Annotated in this window: 16 protein-coding genes; 5 read left to right on the forward strand and 11 right to left on the reverse strand. The window is 70.3% G+C overall.

Annotated elements, in window-relative coordinates:
• Positions 1-126 precede the first annotated feature (126 nt).
• A complete protein-coding gene (gene hisA / locus C463_RS02210) occupies positions 127-867 on the forward strand; it encodes a 1-(5-phosphoribosyl)-5-[(5-phosphoribosylamino)methylideneamino]imidazole-4-carboxamide isomerase (RefSeq protein ID WP_008440700.1) in 741 nt (246 codons plus the stop codon).
• 132 nt (positions 868-999) lie between these two features.
• On the opposite strand, the gene C463_RS02215 is transcribed toward hisA, so the two are convergent.
• Entirely contained in the window at positions 1,000-2,112 is a 1,113-nt protein-coding gene (locus C463_RS02215; protein ID WP_137695503.1) for a hypothetical protein, read from the reverse strand.
• 500 nt (positions 2,113-2,612) lie between these two features.
• On the opposite strand from C463_RS02215, the gene hisB reads away from it, so the two are divergent.
• From hisB to C463_RS02230, 3 genes are all read left to right on the forward strand, one after another.
• A complete protein-coding gene (gene hisB, locus C463_RS02220; protein WP_008440702.1) occupies positions 2,613-3,209 on the forward strand; it encodes an imidazoleglycerol-phosphate dehydratase HisB in 597 nt (198 codons plus the stop codon).
• A 68-nt stretch (positions 3,210-3,277) separates the two neighbouring features.
• Positions 3,278-4,165, forward strand: coding sequence for a YkgJ family cysteine cluster protein (locus tag C463_RS02225; protein ID WP_008440703.1), 888 nt, complete (start codon positions 3,278-3,280; stop codon positions 4,163-4,165).
• Between the two features lie 111 nt (positions 4,166-4,276).
• On the forward strand, positions 4,277-6,064 hold the full coding sequence (locus C463_RS02230; protein ID WP_008440704.1) for an L-aspartate oxidase: 1,788 nt from the start codon (positions 4,277-4,279) through the stop codon (positions 6,062-6,064).
• A gap of 52 nt (positions 6,065-6,116) precedes the next feature.
• Here C463_RS02230 and C463_RS02235 read toward each other — a convergent pair whose 3' ends face one another.
• From C463_RS02235 to larE, 8 genes are all read right to left on the reverse strand, one after another.
• The gene (locus tag C463_RS02235; RefSeq protein WP_008440705.1) at positions 6,117-6,407 is read right to left on the reverse strand and encodes a DUF7861 family protein; all 291 of its coding nucleotides are present in this window, start codon (positions 6,405-6,407) and stop codon (positions 6,117-6,119) included.
• Positions 6,404-7,024, reverse strand: coding sequence for a GNAT family N-acetyltransferase (locus C463_RS02240; RefSeq protein WP_008440706.1), 621 nt, complete (start codon positions 7,022-7,024; stop codon positions 6,404-6,406). The genes C463_RS02235 and C463_RS02240 overlap by 4 nt, the downstream gene beginning before the upstream one ends.
• A 74-nt stretch (positions 7,025-7,098) precedes the next feature.
• On the reverse strand, positions 7,099-8,238 hold the full coding sequence (locus C463_RS02245) for a Brp/Blh family beta-carotene 15,15'-dioxygenase (RefSeq protein ID WP_008440707.1): 1,140 nt from the start codon (positions 8,236-8,238) through the stop codon (positions 7,099-7,101).
• Positions 8,231-9,061, reverse strand: a complete 831-nt coding sequence (locus C463_RS02250; RefSeq protein WP_008440709.1) for a lycopene cyclase domain-containing protein — start codon at positions 9,059-9,061, stop codon at positions 8,231-8,233. Before C463_RS02250 ends, C463_RS02245 begins: the two co-directional genes overlap by 8 nt.
• A gap of 130 nt (positions 9,062-9,191) precedes the next feature.
• A complete protein-coding gene (serB, locus tag C463_RS02255) occupies positions 9,192-9,839 on the reverse strand; it encodes a phosphoserine phosphatase SerB (protein ID WP_008440712.1) in 648 nt (215 codons plus the stop codon).
• Positions 9,840-9,913: 74 nt separating this feature from the next.
• Entirely contained in the window at positions 9,914-10,102 is a 189-nt protein-coding gene (locus C463_RS02260) for a hypothetical protein (protein WP_008440715.1), read from the reverse strand.
• A gap of 88 nt (positions 10,103-10,190) precedes the next feature.
• A complete protein-coding gene (locus C463_RS02265) occupies positions 10,191-10,394 on the reverse strand; it encodes a hypothetical protein (RefSeq protein ID WP_008440718.1) in 204 nt (67 codons plus the stop codon).
• 95 nt (positions 10,395-10,489) lie between these two features.
• The gene (gene larE, locus C463_RS02270; protein WP_008440719.1) at positions 10,490-11,461 is read right to left on the reverse strand and encodes an ATP-dependent sacrificial sulfur transferase LarE; all 972 of its coding nucleotides are present in this window, start codon (positions 11,459-11,461) and stop codon (positions 10,490-10,492) included.
• A 141-nt stretch (positions 11,462-11,602) separates the two neighbouring features.
• On the opposite strand from larE, the gene C463_RS02275 reads away from it, so the two are divergent.
• A complete protein-coding gene (locus C463_RS02275) occupies positions 11,603-13,630 on the forward strand; it encodes a MutS-related protein (protein WP_008440721.1) in 2,028 nt (675 codons plus the stop codon).
• 33 nt (positions 13,631-13,663) lie between these two features.
• On the opposite strand, the gene C463_RS02280 is transcribed toward C463_RS02275, so the two are convergent.
• Together C463_RS02280 and uvrA are read right to left on the reverse strand one after the other, a co-directional pair.
• The gene (locus C463_RS02280; RefSeq protein WP_008440723.1) at positions 13,664-14,044 is read right to left on the reverse strand and encodes a RidA family protein; all 381 of its coding nucleotides are present in this window, start codon (positions 14,042-14,044) and stop codon (positions 13,664-13,666) included.
• Between the two features lie 88 nt (positions 14,045-14,132).
• Positions 14,133-17,084: an excinuclease ABC subunit UvrA gene (uvrA, locus tag C463_RS02285; RefSeq protein WP_008440725.1), complete on the reverse strand. Its 2,952-nt coding sequence runs from the start codon at positions 17,082-17,084 to the stop codon at positions 14,133-14,135.
• Positions 17,085-17,145 lie beyond the last annotated feature (61 nt).

Genomic DNA, 17,145 nt, shown 5'->3' on the forward strand with positions numbered 1-17,145 from the left:
GTTCGTGGTCGATCCGCAGTCACCTATTTATAAACAAGCAACTGCGTCTTCGGAGCCGTTCACCGCGTAACCCTCCGTTTCGTCTCGAACCGACCGGTTTAATCGCCGGCCGCGACTCCCCTCCGTATGAGCGACGTTCCCGAGTTCGAGGTGATCCCCGCCGTCGACGTGCAGGACGGCGAGGTCGTCCAGTTGGTCGGCGGCGAGCGCGGGACGGGCAAACGCTACGGCGACCCCGTCGCGGCCGCCGAGCGCTGGATCGAGGCGGGCGCGCGCACGCTCCACCTCGTCGACCTCGACGGCGCGTTCGAGGGCGAACGCGTCAACGCGGCGGCGATCGAGGCGGTCGTCGAGAGCGTTCCGGACACGGTCGGCCTCCAACTGGGCGGCGGCATCCGAACGGCCGAGGGCGCGCGCGACCTCCTCGATATCGGCCTCGACCGTGTCATCCTCGGCACCGCGGCCGTCGAGACGCCCGAGATCGTCGCCGAGATCGACGAGACGCACCCGGGGAGCGTCGTCGTCAGCCTCGACGCGAAGGACGGCGAGGTCGTCGTCTCGGGCTGGACCGAGGGGACCGGGCTGGACCCCGCCGAGGCCGCGGCGCGCTACGAGGAGCTGGGCGCGGGCGCGATCCTCTTCACGAACGTCGACGTTGAGGGGCAACTGGCGGGGATCGACCGCGAGGCGGTCGAGAGCGTCGTCGACGCGGTCGGGATCCCCGTGATCGCGTCCGGCGGCGTCGCGACGGTTGAGGACGTGGTCGCGCTGAAAGAGGCCGGCGCGGCCGCGGCCGTCGTCGGCACCGCGCTGTACGAGGGCGAGTTCACGCTGCGGGAGGCGCAGGACGCGGCGGACGGGGTTTAAATTTAGCGCGCGGGTTCGGCGTTGATATCTTATAAATAACTGGCTGCGCATGAGGGTGTCGCAATACGATGTATATCTCTGTTGACCGACCTGTGAACTGGTCAGTACAGCAGTAGCGGCTGACGGATTCAATCAGGTATTGGCGAGAAATAGTTGGAGAGCTTTCGGAATGACGATGCTGAGGAGGAGTTGTGTCCAGATGCTGAAAGTCGCAGGGAATTCACGAGTGCCACTCACCGCATTAATTCGCTGTCGGATGTCCTCGACTTGGTCGGCTGTGTCTTCCGGGATTGTATACTGCCGGACATTCCAAGGGTTCTCGATGTAGTTTCGAAGTTCGGCTTCAAGCCGTTGAAGTTCCTTACGCTTCTCGCGGTGGAGGAAGCGGTGGAGGACGAAGACAGCAAACGCGACGGTGAGAATCGTGGCGATCCATACCCCGGTAAAGATTGCGCCTGCTGTGGGAGAAATCTCCCAGCCAGCGATGCTTGGCGCGTATGTGATCAGTGCATACGCGATTAGTCCAGCGACGACGAAGTAGTATGCTTTCTTGACTAACTCACCGAGAGGCCGAAGCCCACCGACGCCATGGGGGTCCAGAAAGTGGATGCCGACGTCGGAGGAGTACAGCCGCCAGGGAGCGATAAATTCGATGCTCACGTAGACGACGCAAAACTGGACAATAATTGGGGCGTAGACAAACGGAAAAATGACCCCGTTCGCAATCACGCCGGTGGTGGTGAAATCAGCGAAATCGGCAATCGTTCGGATGAGTTGTAGGCTTGCTGCCAAGCCAAACAGCGCCCATGGCAGCCATGGGGGCGTAAGGTTGGTAAACTGGTCGGGATCACTGGTGCGTTGTGAAATCCGCATCTCGCTGATCGCATGCTGATACGACTGGGTGAGTGAGTGAGCGGCGTAGACGCCCCCGAGGAGGACGATTGGTTGTAACAAGAAGTACGGGTTTCGTACGTAGATGGGGGTGTTGTTGAAAATGAAGAGGTCCAAACTGGCAGAGAGAAGTGTCCACCCGATAACCATCACTACCGCGTACACGTACGATGGCTGAACCGACGGACCGATTCGTTGCGCGATGTATCCACAGCCGAGTAGGCGAGCGAATCGGTCTAACCATAACTCTTCGCTGCCTTCCAGAGCGGAGGTGACAATCGGGGGATCGGGTCGGTTCTGTGCCGAAGCGTTGGGGACCGGTGCCTCCGGATCGGCGTCTGTCGTGTTTGTCATATATCTATATTGTCCAGAACACTGGTATAGTCTTTACCACAGAGTTGAAAATGTCCTTCTATTGTCCTATTAGCTTCGTGCCAATAGAGGTAGTAGGAAAGTTCTGACGGCTTATTTACCGGGTCTCGAATGAAACCAAAGCATAGCGCATAGTTCTATGACCCTTTTAATCACGGGTCGTTGGTGATAATCAACAAAGCCCCAGTCGCGAGACGGGCACACGCTCGTTGCGCTCCTCAGTCGCTCGCGTTGCTCGCTCCCTGCGGTGCTTACGTCGCCTGCGCCCGTCTCGCGACTGCCCCTTTGAGTCCCGCCCCGCACGGCACCGCAGCCTCACGCCTCCCCAGCCTCGTCGGTGGTCCTCCGCTTCGCTCCGGACCACCGACTCCCTCGCGCGTGCTAGCTTCGCGGCCGCCGGGGGCGGCCGCTCGCAGGCACGCGCCACCGCAGGGCGCGATTCCACCCGCAACCGACTTACGAATCCCCCGCGACGGGCCGGTATGAGCGAGCACGACCGGACCGCGGCCGTCACCCGCGAGACGAGCGAGACGACGATCGAACTCACCCTCGCGGTCGACGGCGACGGTGACAGCGAGGTCGACACCGGGATCGGCTTCTACGACCACATGCTGGAGTCGTTCGCCAAGCACGGCCTCTTCGACCTCACGGTCCGCTGTGACGGCGACCTCGCGATCGACGACCACCACACCGTCGAAGACGTGGCGATCTGCCTCGGTGAGGCGTTCGACGAGGCACTCGGCGACAAGCGCGGCATCCGGCGGTACGCCGACCGGCGGGTCCCCCTCGACGAGGCGGTCGCGAGCGTCGTCGTCGACGTGGCGGGCCGCCCCTACTACGAGTTCTCCGGCGAGTTCTCCCAGGAGTCCGTCGGGGAGTTCACGAGCGTCATGGCCGACCACTTCGCGCTCTCGTTGGCCCACAACGCCGGCCTGACCCTCCACGCGACGGTCGAGAAGGGGGACAACGCCCACCACGAGGTCGAGGCGCTGTTCAAGTCGCTGGCCCGCGCGCTCGACGACGCCACCCGCCTCGACGAGCGGCGGAGCGACACGCCCAGCACGAAGGGCGAACTGTAGGCCGGAACCTCACGTCTCCGTCTTTCCCGCCGATCCCTTATCACCTCGGGAACCGTTACCACAGACGTATGGAACTCGACTGCGAGGGCTGTGCCGGCTGCTGCGTCGACTGGCGCCCGCTCGACCCGGCCGCGGCGGGCTCCGACCGCACCGGGCCGCGCCCCCCGCTCGACGACGTCTACGACCTCGCGCCGCTCACCCGCGACGAGGTCGCCCGGTTCGTCGACGACGGCCTCGGCGACGCCCTGATCCCGCGCCTCTTCGAACCGGCCGAGCGCGACGACAGCGTCCGGATCGACGGGGTCGACCTCGCCGCGGTCGACGGCCGCCCCGTCTTCGTCGTCGGCCTCCGGAAACCCTCCAAACCGGTCGCGCCGATCGGGACCGACGAGCCGCGCTGGCTCGACGCCTGCGCATTCCTCGACCCGACGACGCTCCAGTGCCGGGTCCACGGCTCCGACCGGTACCCCGACACTTGCGCGAGCTACCCGGGGCACAACCTCGACCTCGGCGCCGAGACGGAGTGCGAACGCGTCGAGGCCGCGGGCGGCGGCGACCGCCTCCTCGACGACGCCCCCCCGGACGACCTCCCGTCGCCGGCGTTCGGCCCGCAGGCGCTCGGCGCGACGGTGTTCGCGTATCCCGATCCGGACGCCCTCGACGGCGTCGTCGCCCGACTCCGCGACGGGGCGGCGACCGCCGCCGACCGCGCCCGCTTCGCCGGCGCCGCCGTCGGCTCCCGCCCGGGGTCGCTCTCCGTGAACCGCGAGCGCATGGCCGACGCTCGGGAGGGCGCCCGCGAGGCCGACTCGTGGGTCGGAGCGGCGATCCGCGAGTGGACCGATCGCGCCGGCGACGACGGCGATCCGGTCGGCCTCGACGCCGACGCTCGCGCTCGGCTCGTCCGCGAGGTGGAAGCCGACGCGGGCGCGCCGGGTACGCCGGGCTGGGACTGACAGGGCGCGGCGACCCGCGTTCGCGACGCGACGAACGGTCGAGTGGCTCTCTTGCGTGCGCGCACGCACACGCGCGTGAGACTTACCCGTGCGCGGCCCCTCCGACATGATATGGCCGAACGCACACCCGCAGACGACGAGCCGGTCGAGTACGCCCGCGAGGACGTGTCCGTCCTCGTCGTCGGCGCCGGCGCGGCGGGCGCGCGCACTGCGATAGAGCTCGCCGAGCGCGGGGTCGACGACGTACTCGTGCTCGGCAAGCGCGGGCACGGCGACGCGCACACGACGTGGGCGCGCGGCGGGATCAACGGCGCGCTCGGCACGCACGATCCCGAGGATTCGCCGGCGATCCACGCCGCCGACACCCTCAACGAGGGCCACCACGTCAACGACCCCGCGAAGGTCGAGACGGTGACCGAGCAGATGCCCGAGCGCCTCCGCGAGCTCGACGAGTGGGGGATGGAGTACTCGCGGACGGACGACGGCGCGATCGACCAGCGCTTCTTCGGCGCGCAGTCGTTCCGCCGGACCGCCTTCGCCGGCGATCACACCGGCGAGTCGATGCTGAACACGCTCGTCGAGCGGGCGCAGGCGCTGTCCGTCCCGTACCGCGAGAACGTGATGATCACGAAGCTCGTCTCCGACGGCGACGCCGCGTACGGCGCCGTCGGGTTCGACATGGACGACGGCGAGTTCGTCCTGTTCAACGCCGGGAGCGTCGTCCTCGCCGCCGGCGGTCACGCGGCGATCTACGACCGCCACACCTCCCGCGACGACGAGAACAACGGCGACGGGGCGGCGCTGGCGTACGACGCCGGCGCGTCGCTGATGGACATGGAGTTCATGCAGTTCCACCCGACCGGGATGGCCGTCGACGAGGACGACCCCGAGTGGGAACCGTGGAGCGGCCGCCTCGTGACCGAGGCGGTCCGCGGCGAGGGGGGCCGCTTGTTCAACGCCGAGGGTGAGCGCTTCATGGAGCGCTACTCGCCCGACCAGATGGAGCTGGACGCCCGCGACGTGGTCGCGCGGGCGATCGCCCGGGAAGTCGCCGAGGGGCGCGGCACGGAGAACGGGGGCGTCTCCCTCGACATCTCCCACCGCGACGCCGAGTTCATCAAAGAGCGGCTCCCGCGGATGTACGAGCGGTTCCACGACCTCGGCGTGGACATGGCCGAGGAGCCGGTCGAGGTGGCGCCGACCTCTCACTACGGAATGGGCGGCGTCGCCGTCGACGATCACGGTGAGACCGACGTGAACGGCCTCTTCGCCATCGGCGAGACGATGGCGGGCGTCCACGGCGCGAACCGGCTCGGCGGGAACTCGCTGGCCGAGACGGTCGCGTACGGCGTCGTCGCCGGCGAGCGGGTCGCCGAGCGCGCGGACGGCCCCGGGACGGTCCCGGACGACCTCCGCGAGTCGCTCGTCGAGCCGCACTTCCGCGACCTGCGCGCGATGGCGAACCGCGACGGCGAACACGACGTGGACGCGGTGCTCGCCGACCTGCGCGAGCTGATGTGGGACCACGCCGGCATCCTCCGCGACGAGGCGTCGCTCCGGGAGGGGCTCGACCGCCTCGCCGACGTGCGCGAGCGCGTCGCCGACTTACGCGTCGGCCCGGTCACCAGCGAGTCGTTCGAGTTCGCCGTCGACCTCGGCTTCATGACCGTCGCCGCCGAGGCGGTGCTCCGCGGGGCGCTCGAACGCGAGGAGTCTCGCGGCGCCCACTTCCGCACCGACTTCCCCGACGTCGACGCCGACTGGCAGCGGAACGTCTACTTCGAGGCCGCCGACGTGGGCGGCATGCGACTCCGGACCGAGTCGGTCGATGAGCCGAGCGCGGCGGTCCAGGCCGCCCTCGACGAGGGCCACGAGCTGGACTACCACCAACTGGAGTAGCGGCGTCGACGCCGGCGGGGACGCGGGCTACCTGCGGACCCGCCTCGCCGACTCACCCGCCCCGCTTCCGGTACCAGACGCGCTCGCCGACCGGCGACTCGTCGTCGTCGATCGCGAGCCGGCTCACGAACAGGTCCCGCACCGCGAGCGTGAGCGTCAGCTCGACCAGCTCCCCGCGGCCCGCGTCCGCTGCCGTTTCGTCCCCCTCCTCCCCCTCCGGAGCGATCGGTCGAACCGTCACGACGCAGTGGCCGTCGCGCTCGCCGATCGACTCGACGACGCCGACCGTCCACCGGTCGACGTGGTGCGACGGCTCCCGAGCGTGGACGCGGTCGTGGTTCATTGGCCCGCCTCGGCTGCGCTCGCACTTCCTCCCCCATCGACGCGCCGCACGGCGAGCGCGCCCTCGCAGGTACACGGCTCCTCGCACTTCGGGCACTCCGTCGCGGGCCGCTCGATCGGGTCGCGGTGGACCGTCTCGTAGCCGTGCGCGTCGAACAGCTTCTCCGGCGAGTCGTCGCCGCCGTGGTACCACGAGTCCGCGAGGAACAGGTCGACGCCGCGTTCCGCGCCGACCTCGTGGAGCCGGGCGAGCAGCCGGCTCCCGATCCCCCGCCCGGTCGCACCGTCCCGGACGTACCCCATTTCGAGGTGGCCGTACAGGTCCGCGGCGGGGAGCAGGCCGGGGTCGTCGAAGAAGTACATCTCGTCGGCGACGGCGGCTGGCTCCGCGAACTCGCGGAGCGCCATGACGCCGAGGATCGCGTCGTCGGGGTCGTTTTCGCCCGCTCGCGTGTCGGCGGCAGTTTCCCCTTCGACCGCGACCAGCACGTGGTACGTCGGGTCGTCGAGCCCGAGGTCGACGCCGTAGGAACTCCCCTCGCTGAAGTGCGAGGTGATGAGCGCCTCCAGCGGCTCGGCGTCGCCCGGTCGCGGGTCGCGGATCGCGATCTCGTCCATCTGTCGGAGAGACGCCGCCACGGAGTAAGAGCGGTGCGGTGTCGGCGCCCGGACGATGCCTCGTCGCGCTCGGGTCAGCTCCCGGCGCCCGGCCGCCAGACGCCCTGTCGCCGGTCGAGCCACGCGACGACGACGACGTGCGGCAGGGTCATGGCGGCGATGGCGACCAGCGACACGGCGAGCAGATCGCCGGGCGCCGCCACGCCCGCGGGCACCGAGACCCCGACCGCGGCGACCGCGAGGAACCCGCCGAGCGTGAGCGGCGCGGCGTCCCGGCCGAAGCGGGCGAGCGCGCCCACCGCGTCGCCGGCGGACGCCGCGCTCGCGGCCTCGGGATCGACGAGGACGAGGCGCCCGACGTGCCGGAGCGCGTGCCACAGCGCGAAGTACACCCCGATCGCGAACACCGGCGCCGCCAGCAGGAACCACGCCCACAGGACCGCGAGTTCGCCGACATCGCGCCGCCAGCCGCCGGGATCGCGCCCGTTCCCGACCCGGTAGTAGCCGAGCCCGACCGACGCCAGCGTCGCGGCCGCCATCCCCACGCCGACACCGATCCGCACCGCGGGCGTGAACAGGGGGTTGACCGCGGTCGCCGCCGCGCCCGCGTCGACGAGGAACAGGCCGACGATCCACTCGGCCACCAGCCGGTACTCCTCGGGGTGCGCGAGCAGGGGGACGCCCATCGGGAGACCGCCGCGGACGACGAGCGCCAGCCAGCGCTCGGCCGACGAGGGCAGGTGGCCGACGCCGGCGACCGCGAGCGTCGCCACGTCTCCCTGCCCCCAGTGGAGCCACGTGAGCGCGATGAAGCCGACGAACGCGGCGACGGGCGCGGCGAAGAACGCGGCCACGACCGCCCCGCCGAGGACCGCGTAGACGACGGAGACGACCGCGATCGACCGCGGGAGCGACACGTCCGGCGCACCGCGGAGGGGAACGAGGTGGTCGACCGCGCCGTGCGCCATCCCGACGGCGAGGGTGCCGAGCGCGAACGTCGCGACGCCGACTTCGACCGGAAATAGGGGGGTGACGGCCCCGATCGGCAGCAGCGCGGCCAGCGCCACCGCCGGCCGGCGCGCGAACCAGCGGTCGACGCGTTCGCTCGCGGCGGTCACGTCACCGCGGACCGTCGCGGCCCCCGGTTCCGGCCCCCGCTCATGCCTGTCTGCGGACCCGGACTCGCTCGCGCCCGCTGACGGCGCCTCAGTCATCGACCACGTCGGGGTCCGGGTCGGTCGGCGGCTCCGGGCCAGGTACGTCCCGCTCGGCCTCGCCCGTCGCTGCCGGCTCCGCGACCCCGCCCCGACCGTCGTTCCAGTCGAGCACCCACTCGAAGAGGACGAGCCCGTTCACCGTCATCACGCCGGCCGAGGCGAAGAAGAGCATCTCCTCGATCGGGAGCCCGAGGACGGCGATTCCGGTCGTGAACTCGGTCGAGAGCTGCCACGTCCCCATCGCGATCGCGATCCGGTCCGCGACCCAGAAGTACGCGGCCGGGATCAGCGTCGCCGCGAGCCACATCCGCGGCGTGCGGACGAGGTACCCCCCGCCGACGGACCACTGGAGCGCGAACACCGGGCCGACCCACGCGATCAGCCCGCCGAGGTAGAGGTACGAGGGGTCGACGGTCGTGAGCCAGAGCCCCGCGACGACCATCGCGAGCCCCGCGACGACGCCGGCAATCCGCGGGGCCCGGTCGAAGTCGCCTTCGCGGAAGGTCGGGTCGAACCCGATCAGGTGCAGCGCGAACGCCGTGACGACGGTCTGGATGGTGAAGAAGAGGTACTCGCCGAGGGGGATCGACAGCGCCCGGACGAGCACCGCGCCGTCGGCGTACCACCACGCACCGCGCCGGATCATGTAGCTGATCCACGGCGTCGTGTAGAGGTACGCGATGGCGACGAGGATCGCGATTCCGACCGTCGCGCGTCGCCGCCGGACGGCGTCGTACCGCGGCGCGAGGTACCACAGCAGGGCCAATACGGGGAGACTGAAGACGAGGTGGAACTGGAGATACGTCAGCGTCGGTAGCATCGGATCACCCCGGCGAGGACGCTCATGCCAATACGTTCGGTGCGTCGCTCATTAACCCTTGAGCCAAACATGGTCAGGTATCGGGCGCTCGCGGCGAGCGCCGCGAACTCCCGGCGGCCGCCCCGCGGTCTCACTCCTCGTCGAGCACGCCGTGCGCCTCCAGCACCTTTCCGAGCCGGTACATGGAGGCGACGACCGAGTCGCAGACGGGCCGCACCGCGGACTTGGGCACGAACCCGACCGCGAGCCCTGCCACCTCCAGCATCGGGAGGTCGTTCGCGCCGTCGCCGACCGCCACCGTCTCCGCCATCGGCACCCCGACGTCGGCCGCGAGGTCGGCGAGCGCGTCGTCCTTCGTCCCCTCGATGAGCGGCCCCTCGGCCTCGCCGGTGAGCGCGCCGTCGGCGTCGGTCGGGAGTCGGTTCGCGACGATCGTATCGACCGAGACGCCCTCGCGGGCGAGCGCCGCCTCGACGCCGCGTTCGAATCCGCCCGTGAGTACGGCGACGTGGTGGCCCTCCTCGCGCAAGCGCTCGATGAGGCGCGCGGCGCCCGGGCGGATCCGGACCGCGTCGAACGCGTCTTCGACGTCCGCCGCCGAGAGGCCCTCCAAGAGTTCCGCGCGCTGATAGAGGCTCTCGGCGTAGCTGAGTTCGTCGTTCATCGCCCGCTCGGTGATTTCGGCGACCTCGTCGGCGACGCCCGCCCGCTCGGCGAGCAGGACCGTCATCTCGGAGTCGGAGAGCGTCCCGTCGAAGTCGAACGCGATGAGGCTCATAGCCCCCGTTCGTCGTGGCGGGGCCTTGAAGCGCGCGGTCGGCCGCGAGCGCTACCGACGGTCGGACCGTCCGCTCACAGCCGCTCGCCGCGGTACTCGAAGTACGTGACTTCCTCGGCACACCAGGCGCAGCCGCACTCGCTGTAGTAGCCGCTCCGCCCGGTGAGCCGGTCCGGGTGGGTGATCTCGATGCCGCGCCGGAACCGTTCCGCGAGCTCGTGGTATCGGTCACAGTCCCGCCAGAACGACGCCGCAGCGGCCATCACGTACACTCACGTGGAACTCGTACGTGAGCGTTGCTCCGGAACTCCCCCGCTCGGCGCCGCTGTGACTCCCCTCACGGCGCTCCGGTCACTCGCCGTCTGCGTCGGCGAGGAACTCTACATCGCCGGCGATCACCGCGCTCGCGATGACTCCGACGCCGACGAGGAGCGCGACCCCGAGCGTCGTCAGCATCACCGAGACGGCGGACCCACCGACCGCGACGCCGACGAAGGCCCCCACGGCCCCGCCGACGCCGCCGGCGATCACCGCCAGCGTCTGTGCCTCGCGCATAGCTGTCGGTTCAGTAACACGGGTTATAAGCGTTCCTGCCGGGTTCTCTCGGCTGATAACGCCGCGAGCGCGGTTCGAACTCGTTCGGCGCCGTCTCAGCGCGGATAGCTCCGACCGAGGTCGGCGCCGCCGGAATCGTCGTCTGCCTCCTCAGCGTCGGCGTCGCCGTCCGCGCCCTCGCTGCCGTCGCCGTCCACGCTGGCGGAACCGCCCTCGTCCCCGCCGCCTGGGCTCACGCTCCCGGTCCGGTAGCCGGCCATGTCGAGGGTGACGTACTCGAAGCCGAGGTCGGTGAGGTGTTCGTGGACGGCGTCGGCGAAGGCGGGGTCGAGCGCGCGCTCCAACTCGTCGGGCGCTATCTCGACGCGCGCGAGCCCGTCGTGGTCGCGGACGCGGAACCCCTCGAACCCCCACTCGCGGAGTACCCGCTCCGCCTTCTCGACGCGGGTCAGCCGCTCCTCGGTGACCTCCAGCCCGGTCGGGATCCGCGAGGAGAGGCACGCCATCGAGGGTTTGTCGGCCACGGAGAGGTCGTGAGAGTCGGCGATCGCGCGGACTTCCTCCTTCCCGATCCCGGCGTCGAGCAGCGGCGAGAACACGTCGAGCTCCTCGACCGCACGGAGTCCCGGACGATGCCCCTCGCCGGGGTCGTCCGCGTTCGTCCCGTCGCAGACGGTGTCGATCCCCAGCTCCGTCGCCGTCTCGTACATCCGCCCGAGCCGCATCGTCCGGCAGTGGTAACAGCGGTCGCCGTCGTTGGCGACGAAGTTCGGGTCGTCCAGTTCGGAGAACGTCACCGTCTCGTGGCGGATCCCGATCTCCTCGGCGACCCGCTTCGCGTCGTCGAGCTCCGCGGCGGGGAGCGTCTCGCTGCGAGCGGTGCACGCAACGGCGTCGTCGCCGAGCGCGTCCGCCGCCAGCGCCGCGACGACCGCGGAGTCGACGCCGCCCGAGAACGCGATCAAGACGCCGTCGCGCTCGCCGAGCGCGTCGCGGGCGCTCGCGGCCTTTTCCGCCGTCTCGGGTGCGAGCGACCCGTCGCCGACCGCTCGCGCATTCCGGCTCATGGCCGGCGTTCGCCGCGAGCGCGAAAAAGCTCGTCGCACGCGGAACCGACTGTGACCGCCGCCTTCCGCCCCGGTCGCGCGCCGCCGGACCGCGCGAGCGACCCGCACGCTTTAGACCGTTGCCGCGATACCGGCGAGTAGATGGAGCTGGAGGCGATCCCCGGCGTCGGCGCCAAGACGGCCGCGGCCCTGCGCGAGCTCGACGATCCGACCGCGACCGTCGAGTCCGGCGACGTGGCCGCCATCGCCCGCGCACCGGGCGTCAACGAGGCCCGCGCGGCCCGCATCGCCCGCGGGGCGATCCGCCGCCGCCACGGCGACGACGGGCGCGTGCTGGCCACCGACCGCGCCCGCGAGCTGTACCGGGAGGCGATCGACCTGCTGCGCGAGCGCACCGTCACCGACTACGCGGCGAAGCGGCTGGAGACCTTCTACCCGAGCGCGTCCGCCTCGCGGATCGATGAGGCGCAGGCGTTCGCCGCCGCCGCGACCGCGCGCGACCCCGACCCGGCGGTCCGCGAGGCGCTCGCCGACTGCGCGCCCCTGTCGGACCCCCCGACCGTCCGCGTCCGCGACCGCTGCCTCGCGACCGCCGACGCGGAGACGCTCGCGCGCGCCGAGGCGGAGGTGCCAGAACTTTCCGTCGAGACCGTCGAGGACGCGCGCGACGTCTCCGAGCTGGGCCGCTCGTACGCGTCCGTGATCGTCCTCGACGAGTCGTTCGCCGGGCTCGACGTGGAGGGCGACGTGGTCGTCCGGCCGGACGCCCTCGAAACCCCGGCCGAGACCGTCCCGGAGCGGCTGCTCGCCTTCTTCGCCGAGAACCGCGAGCGGCTGGAGGCGGCCGCGGCGGTCCACGAGGCGGCCGCGGCGGCCGGTGACCCGGTCTCCGCTGACGGCGACGGCGACGCCGCCCCCCCGGTCGACCTCGACCGCCTGCGCGACGCGCTCTCGCGGCTCGACGACGACGGCACGATCGCCGGCGACGCGGAGCTGGACCGACTGACCGCCGCCGTCGACGACCTCGACGCCGCGGTGTCGACGGCGGCGTCCGTCGCCGACGACCGGCTGCGCGAGGCGATCCGCGAGCGCGACGTCACCATCGAGGGGACCGACTTCCTCTCCCTCGTCGAGCAGGGCGCGCGCGTGGACTCGCTGCTGGACCGCGAGCTCGCCGACGAGTACGACGAGGCGGTCGACGCCGCCCGCGAGCACCTCGCCGACGCGCTCCGCTTGGAGCCCGAGGAGGCGGAGCTGGCCGAGCGCGTCTTCGGCGGCGCCCCCTCCTTCCCGGTCGACCACGACGAGAGCGCCGTCTCGCGGCTCCGGACGGAACTCTCGGCGGCCCGCGACCGCCGCGCGGCGACGCTGAAGGCCGACCTCGCGAGCGACCTCGGCGACCTCCGCGAGCCGGCCGAGGAGCTGGTGCGCGACGCCCTGGAACTCGACGTGGAGCTCGCGATCGCGCGGTTCGCCCGCGACTTCGACTGTACGCTGCCCGAGGTCGTCGGCCCGGGAGAGGGGTCGTCATCGGGCTTCCGTATCGAGGGGGGTCGCTCCCCGCTGCTCGACGTCGACTTCGCGGCGGTCGAGCCCGTCGACTACGCCGTCTCGGGCGCGACGCTGCTGTCGGGAGTCAACTCCGGCGGGAAGACCTCGACGCTCGATCTGGTCGCCCTTGTCGTCGTCCTCGCGCAGATGGGGCTGCCCGTGCCGGCCGAGTCGGCGACCGTCGAGCGGTTCGAGGAGGTTCACTACTACGCGAAGTCGCAGGGGACTCTCGACGCGGGCGCGTTCGAGGCGACGCTCCGCGACTTCGGCGACCTCGTCGACGGCGCGGACGGTCGGCTCGTCCTCGTCGACGAGCTGGAGTCGATCACCGAACCCGGCGCCTCCGCGAAGATCATCGCCGGCATCTTGGAGGCGCTCGACGAGCAGGACACGACGGCCGTCTTCGTCTCGCACCTCGCCCGCGAGATCCGCGACGCCGCCGACTTCGCGGTCGCCGTCGACGGCATCGAGGCAGCGGGGCTCGTCGACGGCGAACTCCGGGTGAACCGCTCGCCGAAAAAGGGGCACCTCGCGCGGTCGACGCCGGAGCTCATCGTCGAGAAGCTCGCGGACGACCGCGGCGGCGAGTTCTACGGTGACCTGCTGGAGAAGTTCTGAGCCGCGAGCGGTCCGTCCCGGCGGCCCGCGAACTCAGCCGTCGTCCCGCTCGACCGTGACCGTGATCTCGACGTCGAGCGGCGCGGGGAGCCGAGACACCTCGACGCAGGTCCGGGCCGGATACGGCTCCGAGAGGAACGCCCGGTACGCCTCGTTGACCGCGTCGTAGTCGTCCATGTCCGTGAGGTAGACCGTCGCCGACACGATCGCGTCCGGGCTCGTCCCGGCCGCCTCCAGTATCGCGGCGACGTTTTCGAGCGTCTGCGTCGTCTGTGCGGCGACCGACTCGGGCGCCTCGCCCGTGTCGGGGTCCACGCCCGTCTTCCCGGAGACGTGGACCGTGTCGCCCGAGACGATCCCCTGCGAGTACGGTCCCAGCGCCGCCGGCACGTCGTCGGTTGTTATCTCTCGCATCGGCCGGAGCGACGGCGCGTCGCGGTATCAAGCTGCGGGTCGCCGTAGGCGGACGGCGGGACGACCCGTTCGACGGGGACGAGCGGCCTCAGTCGTCGTCTGCGACCGCGGGCTTCCGGCGGTCGTCGCGGGGGCCTTCGAGGTCGACCTTCGGTAGCATGTCGCGGAGGTAGCGGCCGGTGTGCGAGGCGTCCTCGCGGGCGATCTCCTCGGGAGTACCGCTGGCGACGAGTTCGCCGCCGCCGTCGCCGCCCTCGGGGCCAAGATCGATCACGCGGTCGGCGTTCTTCACGAGGTCGAGCTCGTGTTCGATGACGACCACGGTGTTGCCGGCGTCGACGAGCCGGTGGAGCACGTCGATCAGCTTGCGCTCGTCCGCCTTGTGGAGCCCCGTCGTCGGCTCGTCGAGGAGATAGAGCGTGTCGCCGGTCGCGCGCTTGCCGAGTTCCTCGGCGAGCTTGACGCGCTGGGCCTCGCCGCCCGAGAGGGTGGTGGAGGGCTGGCCCAGCTCCATGTAGCCGAGGCCCACGTCCTTCAGCAGCTTCAGCCGGCGTTCGAGCCCGCGGTGGCTCTCGAAGAAGTCGTACGCCTCCTCGACGCTCATGTCGAGCACGTCAGCGATGGTCGCCCCCTTGTACTCCACGTCGAGCGTCTCGTCGTTGTACCGAGCGCCGCCGCACTCCTCGCAGGGGACGTACACGTCCGAGAGGAAGTTCATCTCGATCTTGACGGTCCCCTGCCCGCCGCACTCCTCGCAGCGCCCGCCCTTCACGTTGAACGAGAAACGCCCCTTCTCGTAGCCGCGGCGCTTCGAGAGCTTCGTCTCCGCGAACAGCTCGCGGACGTGGTCGAACACGTCCGTGTACGTCGCGGGGTTCGAACGCGGGGTCCGCCCGATCGGCGACTGGTCGATGAGCCGCACCGTCTCGATCCCCTCCAGCCCCTCGATCGCGTCGTGCTCGCCGGGGTCGACCGAGGTGTTGTCGTTCATCTCGCGGGCGAGCCCCTTGTAGAGGATGTCGTTGACGAGCGTCGACTTGCCGGAGCCGGAGACGCCCGTCACGGTCGTCAGCGTGCCGAGCGGGATCGGCACGTCGAGGTCCTTCAGGTTGTGCTGGCGGGCGCCCCGCACCGCGAGTTCGCCGTCGGCGTCGCGGCGCTCGTCGGGCACCGGGATCTCCTTCCGGCCCGCGAGGTAGTCGGCCGTGACCGACTCGTCGGTCCCGACTACCTCGTCGAAGTCGCCCTGCGCGACGACCTCGCCGCCGCGTTTGCCGGGACCGGGGCCCATGTCGATGATCTCGTCGGCGCGCCGCATCGTCTCCTCGTCGTGTTCGACGACGAGGAGCGTGTTGCCGAGGTCGCGGAGCCCTTCGAGCGTGTCGAGCAGGCGGTCGTTGTCGCGCTGGTGGAGGCCGATGGAGGGCTCGTCGAGGACGTAGAGGACGCCGACCAGCCCGGAGCCGACCTGCGTGGCGAGCCGGATGCGCTGGCTCTCGCCGCCGGAGAGCGTCGACGCTTCGCGGTCGAGCGTGAGGTACTCCAGCCCGACCTCCTCCATGAAGCCGAGCCGCGCGCGGATCTCCTTTAAGATCTCCTCGGCGATGGTCGTCTCGCGCTCGTTCAGCTTCGCCTCCATGCCCTCGAAGTGTTCCCGGGCGTCGGCGATCGACAGCTCGTTCACGTCCGTGATCGACGTGTCGGCGACGAGGACGTGTCGCGACTGCTCTTTCAGGCGGGTGCCCTCGCACTCGGGGCAGGTGGTGACGGCCATGTACTCCTCGATGTGGTCGCGGGCGCGCTCGGAGTCGGTCTCGACGTGGCGGCGCTCCAGGTTCGGGATCACGCCCTCGAAGCGCTCCGTCTTCTCGCGCGTGCCGTTCTTCGTGGTCCACTCGAAGTGGACGAGGTCGTCGGTGCCGTAGAGGAACTGCCGCCGGATCCCCTCGTCGAGCTCCTCGAAGGGCGTGTCGAGGTCGACGCCGAAGTGGTCGGCGACGTTGTCGAGCTGGCGGGAGTAGTAGGTGCGGTCGTAGCTCCACGGCTCGAACACGTGTTTCAGCGGCTTCGAGGGGTCTTCGACGACGAGGCCCTCGTCGACCTCCTTCGTCGAGCCGATCCCCTCGCACTCGGGGCAGGCGCCGTACGGGCTGTTGAAGGAGAACGAGCGCGTCTCTATCTCGGAGAACTGGACGTCGGAGTTCGGGTTACCCAGATCCTCGGAGAACTCGAGGACGAGCCGGTCGTCGCCGTCGGCGTCCGCCGCGAGCGACCCCGTCGAGCGCGCGTTCGACGCGAACGGGACGTCTTCGGGCGGATCGGGGACGATCAGCTTGAGTGCCCCGTCGGCCTCTTCGAGGGCGGTCTCGACGGAGTCCGTGATCCGCGAGCGCGCGTCCGGCGAGACGCGAACGCGGTCGACGATCACGTCGATCGTGTGGTCGTAGTTCTCGTCGAGGTCGGGGTCGTCGAGGGTGAGATCCACCGGTTCGCCGTCGACCTCGACGCGGCTGTACCCGTCGCTCACCAGCTCCTCGAACAGGTCCTCGAAGGCGCCCTTCTGGTCGCGGACGACCGGGGCGGCGACCTTCGCGCGGGTGCCCTCGGGCAGGTCGAGGATCTGGTTCACCATGTCTTGGGCGGACTGCTCGCCGACCTCCTCGCCGGTGACGGGGTCGTACTGGGTGCCGATCCGGGCGTACAGCAGCCGGAGGTAGTCGTGGAGTTCGGTGACTGTCCCCACCGTCGACCGGGGGTTGTTCGCGGCGTTCTTCTGGTCGATCGAAATCGCGGGCGAGAGCCCCTCGACGGACTCCACCTGCGGCTTGTCCATCTGCCCGAGGAAGTTGCGGGCGTACGCGGACAGCGACTCGATGTAGCGGCGCTGCCCCTCGGCGTAGACGGTGTCGAACGCGAGCGACGACTTCCCCGACCCGGAGAGGCCGGTGACGACGGTGAACTCCTCCCGTGGAATCCGGACGTCGAGGTCCTTGAGGTTGTGTTCCTCGGCGCCGCGGACCTCGATGTAGTCCTTGCTCATCTTACCACCCCGTTGCGGGCGCGCGCGGGAATACCCGTCGGTCGCGGGAACCGTGATCGCC

Origin of the sequence: Halorubrum californiense DSM 19288 (assembly GCF_000336875.1) — an archaeon.
In the GTDB taxonomy this organism is placed as follows: Archaea; Halobacteriota; Halobacteria; order Halobacteriales; family Haloferacaceae; genus Halorubrum; species Halorubrum californiense.